Source organism: Olivibacter sitiensis DSM 17696 (genome assembly GCF_000427965.1).
Classification (GTDB): domain Bacteria; phylum Bacteroidota; class Bacteroidia; order Sphingobacteriales; family Sphingobacteriaceae; genus Olivibacter; species Olivibacter sitiensis.
In genome coordinates, this window is the sequence record NZ_ATZA01000081.1 from 1 (window position 1) to 7,668 (window position 7,668).

Annotated in this window: 8 protein-coding genes; all 8 read left to right on the plus strand. The window is 45.7% G+C overall.

Features of this window, described 5'->3' with window-relative positions:
- A partial coding sequence (locus A37S_RS27630) for a hypothetical protein (protein WP_036603847.1) occupies positions 1–271 on the plus strand: 271 nt, incomplete at its 5' end.
- Between the two features lie 23 nt (positions 272–294).
- Positions 295–1,341, plus strand: coding sequence for a dTDP-glucose 4,6-dehydratase (gene rfbB, locus A37S_RS0122010; RefSeq protein ID WP_028298815.1), 1,047 nt, complete (start codon positions 295–297; stop codon positions 1,339–1,341).
- A gap of 17 nt (positions 1,342–1,358) precedes the next feature.
- Complete coding sequence (gene rfbC / locus A37S_RS0122015) at positions 1,359–1,907, plus strand: dTDP-4-dehydrorhamnose 3,5-epimerase (RefSeq protein WP_028298816.1); 549 nt, start codon at positions 1,359–1,361, stop codon at positions 1,905–1,907.
- Between the two features lie 174 nt (positions 1,908–2,081).
- Entirely contained in the window at positions 2,082–4,067 is a 1,986-nt protein-coding gene (locus A37S_RS0122020; RefSeq protein WP_084164011.1) for a tetratricopeptide repeat-containing sensor histidine kinase, read from the plus strand.
- Between the two features lie 187 nt (positions 4,068–4,254).
- Positions 4,255–5,241: a UDP-glucuronic acid decarboxylase family protein gene (locus A37S_RS0122025; protein ID WP_028298818.1), complete on the plus strand. Its 987-nt coding sequence runs from the start codon at positions 4,255–4,257 to the stop codon at positions 5,239–5,241.
- Positions 5,242–5,247: 6 nt separating this feature from the next.
- Positions 5,248–6,189: a GDP-L-fucose synthase gene (gene fcl, locus A37S_RS0122030; protein ID WP_028298819.1), complete on the plus strand. Its 942-nt coding sequence runs from the start codon at positions 5,248–5,250 to the stop codon at positions 6,187–6,189.
- A 52-nt stretch (positions 6,190–6,241) separates the two neighbouring features.
- Positions 6,242–7,339, plus strand: coding sequence for a GDP-mannose 4,6-dehydratase (gene gmd, locus A37S_RS0122035; RefSeq protein ID WP_028298820.1), 1,098 nt, complete (start codon positions 6,242–6,244; stop codon positions 7,337–7,339).
- Positions 7,340–7,514: 175 nt separating this feature from the next.
- On the plus strand, positions 7,515–7,668 hold a 154-nt coding region (locus A37S_RS26910; RefSeq protein ID WP_084163744.1), incomplete at its 3' end, for a helix-turn-helix domain-containing protein.

The window sequence follows — 7,668 nt, forward strand, 5'->3', positions numbered from 1 at the left end:
AAGGACAAGTCCCTTTGCCGACAGGGAACTCAAAGCACTGCTCTACATGGGTGCAAAAGCTGCCGTGAAACACAACAAGGAATATCGGCTGTATTACCAGAAAAAGCAACAGGAGGGCAAACCCCATTACCTAATCATGAATAATGTTATGAACAAATTATTAAGAACAATCTACAGTGTGGTAAAGAACAAAACACCATACTCACGGGACTACGTATGTCTCGACCCAAGAGAGAAAAATGTAAACGGCTCCGAAAAAATAGTGGCCTAAAAACTTGTAATTTATTAGAGTATATGAAGATTATCATCACAGGGGGGGCGGGTTTCATTGGGTCGCATGTAGCGAGGCACTTTGTGCTGACCTATCCCAATTATCAAATTGTCAATTTGGATGCGCTTACCTATGCAGGTAACTTGGCCAACCTTAAGGATATCGAAACGGAGCCGAACTATTCCTTTGTGAAAGGAGATATCAGGGATGTTTCCTTTATCGACGAACTGTTCGTACGAGAGCAGCCAGATGCGGTAATCCATTTGGCCGCGGAGTCGCATGTGGATCGATCGATTTCCAATCCCACGGATTTTGTGCTGACCAACGTAGTGGGCACCGTGAATCTGCTGAATGCGGCAAGGGCCATTTGGGGAAATGACGGTACCAAGCGCTTCTACCACGTGAGTACGGATGAGGTGTATGGGGCATTGGGCGAGACGGGTATGTTCACCGAGGAAACGAAGTACGATCCCCATTCCCCTTATTCGGCCTCCAAGGCAGGATCCGACCATTTCGTTCGCGCATACCACGACACATACGGGATGAATACGGTTATCTCCAACTGTTCCAACAACTACGGAGCCAACCACTTTCCGGAGAAATTGATTCCCCTTGCCATTCACAATATCAAGAATAATAAACCGGTGCCCGTTTATGGAAAAGGCGAGAACATACGCGACTGGCTATGGGTGAACGACCATGCCCGCGCTATCGACGTTATCTTCCACAAGGCCGCACCAGGATCCACCTACAATATTGGGGGGCACAACGAATGGAAGAATATAGACCTCATTCGCCTGCTTTGCAAGATCATGGACAAAAAACTCGGAAGGGCCGAAGGGACCTCGGAATCACTGATCACCTTTGTAAAGGATAGAGCAGGCCACGACCTGCGCTACGCTATAGATTCGTCCAAATTACAGCGAGAGCTGGGCTGGGTGCCTAGCCTTCAGTTTGAGGAAGGACTGGAAAAAACGGTAGATTGGTACCTGTCCAACGAGGAATGGCTGGAGAACGTAACCAGCGGTGCGTATAAGGATTACTATGAGGCGCAATATGTGCAACGTTAAAAAGGATATATAAGGAAATGAACGTAATAGAGACGGCACTTAAAGGATGTTTTATCATAGAGCCCCGAGTATTTGCAGATGAGCGGGGCTATTTTTTCGAGAGCTTCAATTCAAAAACCTTCAACGAAAAGATCGGTACGGAAGTGACCTTCGTTCAGGACAACCAATCCTATTCCTCTTACGGAGTGATAAGGGGACTGCATGCCCAGGAAGGGGAACATGCGCAGGCCAAACTGGTGCGTGTGTTAAGCGGGGAGGTACTGGACGTAGCGGTAGATGCCCGTCAGGGCTCTCCTACCTTTGGGCAGCACGTTGCCGTTAGGCTAAGCGCGGAGAACAAGCGGCAGCTCTTCATCCCCCGGGGATTCCTGCATGGTTTCTCGGTTTTGAGCGATACGGCAGAGTTCTTTTACAAGTGCGATAATTTCTACAACAAGGCCTCGGAGCGGGGCATTGTATACAACGACCCAGAGCTGGGAATCGATTGGGGTATTCCTACAGACGAGCAGGTTGTTTCGGAAAAGGATTTGGTATTGCCCCACATGTCTGCCAGCTATGCGCAATAGATAAGCCGAAAGATATTTGATTAGAGCTTGGCAATTTGTTTTGCCAAGTTTTTTTGTTTGTATCCAGTTGTTATTTTGGGTATTAGCCTTTTCTTTGTAGTATTAATTCTATTTTTTTTGTAAAAAATATGTTATGTTTGTGTTTGGCAATCCTCCTTAAATCTAGGATATGTTATGAAACACTCAACACCTAAGACCATTCCTATATTTATATGGACTTTTCTCTCAGTACCTTATTTGTTTGGTCAGAACAACAAATTGGATAGTTTGCAATCCATAATCAACGGCACGGCACATGATTCCGTAAAGGCAAATACCTATTATGAGATGGCCAAGTTGACCTATTCGCAAGATGCTAAACAGGCGGTACTATGGGCGGAAGAAGGTGCAGAACTGGCTAAGAGGACAGGTAACACAAGAAAAATGGCCAATTGCCTGAATGTGATGGCCGTTTGTTACCTGATTATGAATAAGCCTGATGAAAGTGTCAAAAAACATTTTGATGTGCTCCGCATTAGGGAAAATATAAAAGACACGATCGGTATGGCCGAGTCCTTGTTCAACATCGGCAATGTATTCTATAGGGGATATGATAGGGAGCAAGCGCTCAAGTATTATTTGCAGTCCAAGCAATATGCCGATCAAATACACTATACCAAGATATTGGGTATCATCAATAATAATCTCGGACATTACTACAAAGATGAGTACCTAGAAAAAAGGAAGAGCAAGGACTTTAAGCTCGCAAGAGATTATTTGTTGGCTGCCATTGAAATCAAGGAAAAATCTCCAGCGGACAAGAGTCTGTCAAAGTCGTATTCCGCACTGGCATCGTTATATGGAGAAGCCGACAAAATAAAAATTGGTGAGAAATATCTATACAAGGCCATCGATTTGGCAGAAAAGGAGCAAAATGGAGAGACATTGGTGTCTGCAAAAATAGATCTGGCAAACCTGTTGTTGACAAGAGGGGATCGAAAAGCGGCATTGGAGCAGGTTCGATATGTAAGGGATTTTACCAAAACAAAAGGCATGGAATATTTGTTAAACAATATTTCGTCAGATTTGGAGAAAATAGAACAAGCTGTTTTGTTGGGCGACGCCAAAGAGCTAGCTAAACTAGAGTCGGATAGCATCAACAAAAGTGAACTATTTTTGGCTAGGCAAAAGCTTCGGGAAGAGTTGAAAACCAAATACGAAACGGAAAAAAAGGATCTCGAAAATAAGAACCTCGTATTGCTTAATCAAACAGCAAATCAAAAGGCCGAGCGTAATAAGCTCTTGGGGATTATTTCCGGTATTTTTACGGTCATCTTAACTGGCCTATTGGTTCTATTGTACAATAAAACAAAAAGATTGAACAAAGCTTACTTAAGGATACAAATACAATCTGATCGCTTGATACAACAAAACGTATCCCTGCAAGAGGCGGAAAAATTTAGGTCCAAATTGTTTTCCGTTGTTTCACATGATCTCAGATCCCCTATTTATTCGTTTAAATCTGTTTTAGACCTGACGAATCTGGTGGATTTGCCAGAACATGAGTTAAGGTCTATGCTGAAACAAATTGGTGTGGATTTGGATACGACGGTAGCTATGTTGGACGAGTTGTTGCTCTGGTCTATTGGACAAATGGAAAAAGAATCTTTGGAATGGTCGTGGATTGACGTGCATAAAATGATAGATGACTGTGCTGCATTGTTTAGGCCTCAACTGGAAATCAAGAAAATCTCCTGCCATAATTTATTGCCTAAAAAGACTGAAATATGGGGTGATTTGCAAAGATGTGAGTTTATTGTCCGTAACTTGTTGCACAATGCCATCAAGTTCAGTTACCCCAATAAAACAATAGAAGTGGGGTTAATCGAAAAGGGCGATATTATTGATCTCTATGTAAAAGACAATGGTACTGGCATCAGAAAAGAGGTATTGGAGCAATTGCATAACAATAAAGCGAAACGAGAAACCCAATTGGGAACGTTAAAAGAAAAGGGATCTGGCATCGGTGTGTTATTATGCCAGGATTTTATAGAAGCCTTAGGCTGGGGTATGGAAATAGAAAGCGAAGAAGGGAAAGGCAGTATGTTTCACGTTTTAATCGTTAAAAAGATGAAAGAACTACCGCTTCCTCCTAAAGCGAAGCTTGCCTTACGTGATTAACTGCTTGTATGCAAAAGAGGTTTACGTGGAAATTCTCGCAAAAATATGATATAGCTAATGAATTGTTTTTAAAATATTAAGCTATCTTTGTTGTTGTTAAGGACGTAGGGCTAAGAAGTTTTCATTTTTGTACTCTTGTCCTTGATTTGTTCAAAAAAAGTTAATTCAACAGGTTTATTCGTTTGAAATGAAGAAAGTATTAATTACGGGGGCTGCAGGTTTTTTGGGGTCGCATCTATGTGACCGATTTATCAAAGAGGGTTTTAATGTGATAGGTATGGACAATCTTATCACAGGGGACATGGAGAACATTGAACATCTATTACCCTTGGAGAATTTCGAGTTCTATCACCATGATGTGAGTAAATTCGTGCATGTACCAGGTCATTTGGACTATATTCTTCATTTCGCTTCACCTGCCAGTCCCATTGATTATTTGAAAATACCCATACAGACACTGAAAGTGGGGTCATTGGGGATACATAACCTGTTGGGCCTGGCCAAGGAGAAAAGGGCCCGTCTGTTGATTGCTTCTACCTCCGAGGTATATGGCGATCCTTCTGTGCATCCACAGCCCGAAAGTTATTGGGGCAATGTCAACCCCGTGGGGCCAAGGGGAGTATATGATGAGGCAAAGCGCTTTCAGGAAGCGATGACCATGGCCTATCATACGTACCATGGGCTGGAGACACGGATAGTACGCATCTTTAACACCTATGGTCCGCGCATGCGTCTTAATGACGGACGTGTATTGCCTGCATTTATCGGGCAGGCGTTGAGAGGCGAAGATCTTACGGTATTTGGAGATGGTTCGCAAACAAGGTCGTTTTGCTATGTGGACGATCTGGTGGAAGGAATCTACCGTTTGCTGTTCAGTGACTGTGCCGACCCCGTTAATATTGGTAATCCGTCAGAAATCACGATCAAAGAATTTGCCGAGGAAATTATTAAGCTGACAGGCACTACCCAGAAAATAGTCTATAAATCCTTGCCACAGGACGACCCCAAACAAAGGCAACCTGACATCAGTAAGGCCAAGGCACTGTTAGATTGGGAACCCAAAGTAAGTAGAGAAGATGGCTTGCGTATCACTTATGACTATTTCAAGGGGTTCAGTCACGAAAAACTGAATCAGCGCGACCATAAGGACTTTAAGAGATATAGCGTTATATAGTATATAATGGATAAACGAGCAAAGATATACGTAGCGGGCCATAGAGGCATGGTTGGTGGAGCTATCACACGGAAGCTGCAGACCGAAGGGTATGAGAACCTGATCCTAAAGCGATCTTCCGAACTGAATCTGCGTAACCAGGAAGCGGTGAATGCTTTTTTTGAGGAAGAAAGACCCGAATATGTCTTTCTTGCAGCGGCCAAGGTAGGGGGCATCATCGCCAATAATACTTATAGGGCGGATTTCATATACGAGAATCTGATGATCGAGTGCAATGTCATCCATGCTGCGCATCAAGTGGGGGTGAAGAAGCTAATGCTTCTGGGCAGTTCTTGTATTTACCCCAAAATGGCCCCCCAACCCTTGAAGGAGGAATATCTTTTAACGGGGACACTTGAGTCGACCAATGAACCCTATGCTATTGCCAAGATTGCTGGCATTAAACTTTGTGAAGCCTATCGCGATCAATATGGCGATAATTTCATCAGTGTAATGCCTACCAACCTATACGGTATAGGGGACAATTACCACCCCAAGAACTCGCATGTTCTTCCAGCACTGATCAGACGATTTCATGAAGCAAAGGAGTCTGGGGCACCATCGGTAGAGATATGGGGTACGGGCAGCCCGCTGCGCGAATTCCTGTATGCCGATGACCTGGCAGAGGCCTGTGTGTACCTGATGGATACATACGATGGCCGCGAACTGGTCAATATAGGTACGGGAACGGACCTTAGCATCAGAGACCTTGCCGAGCTGGTGAAGAAGGTAGTGGGCTTCGAAGGAGAAATCACCTTTGATGCCAGCAAGCCGGATGGTACGCCCAGGAAATTGATGGATGTGAGCAAATTGCATGGATTGGGCTGGCATCATACAATAGAACTGGAAGAGGGGATCGGATTGGCTTATGCCGATTTCCTATCGCAGGAAGTATTGACAGAACGATAACCGTAGTGCCGCAATGCTTTGCGGCAATTGATAATAAAAAACAATAAGATATATGAAGACCGCATTAATCACGGGGGTAAACGGACAGGATGGAGCTTATCTGGCAGAGCTATTGCTGGAAAAAGGCTATATGGTACACGGTATCAAGCGACGCAGCTCGCTGATCAACACAGACCGTATAGACCATCTGTATCAAGATCCGCACGATCCCAACGTACGTTTCAAGTTGCACTATGGGGATATGACAGACAGTACCAACCTTATCCGCATTATCCAAGAGACGCAGCCCGATGAGATCTACAACCTGGCCGCTATGAGCCACGTGAAGGTGAGCTTCGATGAGCCGGAGTACACGGCCAATGCGGACGGAATAGGCACCTTGCGTATCCTGGAGGCCATCCGTATCCTTGGACTGGAGAAGAAGACTCGGATCTACCAGGCGTCCACCTCGGAGCTGTACGGCCTGGTACAGGCGGTGCCGCAGTCGGAGACCACGCCGTTCTATCCGCGTAGCCCCTATGCGGTGGCCAAGCTGTATGCCTACTGGATCACGGTGAACTACCGGGAGGCCTACGACCTATTTGCCTGCAACGGCATTTTGTTCAACCACGAGAGTCCCTTGCGGGGGGAGACCTTCGTGACCAGGAAGATCACCCGTGCGGTTGCTGCCATTGCCCTTGGCCTGCAGCAGAAGATGTTCCTGGGCAACCTGGACGCGCGCAGGGACTGGGGCCATGCCAAGGACTACGTGAAGGCCATGTGGCTGATACTGCAGCAGGAGCAGGCGGAGGACTACGTAATAGCCACGGGGATCACCACGCCGGTTCGGGAGTTCGTGCGCATGGCCTTTTCCGAGGTAGGTGCAGAGATCGAGTTCAGGGGCGAGGGCGTGGAGGAGAAGGGCTACGTGAAATCTGTTTCCAATGCCGAGTACAAGCTGGAAGTGGGGCAGGAGGTGGTGAGCGTGGACCCTGCCTATTTCCGTCCCACGGAGGTGGAGCTGTTGATAGGTGACCCCACGAAATCCAAGACAAAGCTGGGCTGGGAGCCGGAATACGACCTGGCTGCCCTGTGCAGGGAGATGGTGGCCAGCGATGTGGAGATCTTCAAGAAAGACAACAAGACCCAGTGGGAACACTTGGTAGGGTAAAATAATAAATGAAACGACAAGGGCCTGTTTAAAATCAGGCCCTTTTTTCGTTTCAAGATAAACTTGATGTGCGTAAGTTCAATTAAGAAATGCAACAAAGGTTGAAATAAACATGCCAATTGGGGGTACCCCCAATTGGCATGTTTAAGGGAAAAAAACGACTTTTGAATTGCGAATGGAAAAATCACATTTAACCCTGGAACAAAGGTACGAAATCCAGGCTTACAGAGCGAGCGGAAAGAAGATCTCGGAGATCGCCGTTATCATCGGCAGGGACAAATCGGTAGTCAGCCGGGAGGTTAAGCGCAACAGTAATCCCAAAGGGGTCT

Coding starts and splice junctions, on each gene's coding strand:
- A37S_RS0122025 (WP_028298818.1), top strand. CDS start 4,255: ATGAAGAAAGTATTAATTACGGGGGCTGCAGGTTTTTTGGGGTCGCAT.
- fcl (WP_028298819.1), top strand. CDS start 5,248: ATGGATAAACGAGCAAAGATATACGTAGCGGGCCATAGAGGCATGGTT.
- gmd (WP_028298820.1), top strand. CDS start 6,242: ATGAAGACCGCATTAATCACGGGGGTAAACGGACAGGATGGAGCTTAT.
- A37S_RS0122020 (WP_084164011.1), top strand. CDS start 2,082: ATGAAACACTCAACACCTAAGACCATTCCTATATTTATATGGACTTTT.
- rfbB (WP_028298815.1), top strand. CDS start 295: ATGAAGATTATCATCACAGGGGGGGCGGGTTTCATTGGGTCGCATGTA.
- rfbC (WP_028298816.1), top strand. CDS start 1,359: ATGAACGTAATAGAGACGGCACTTAAAGGATGTTTTATCATAGAGCCC.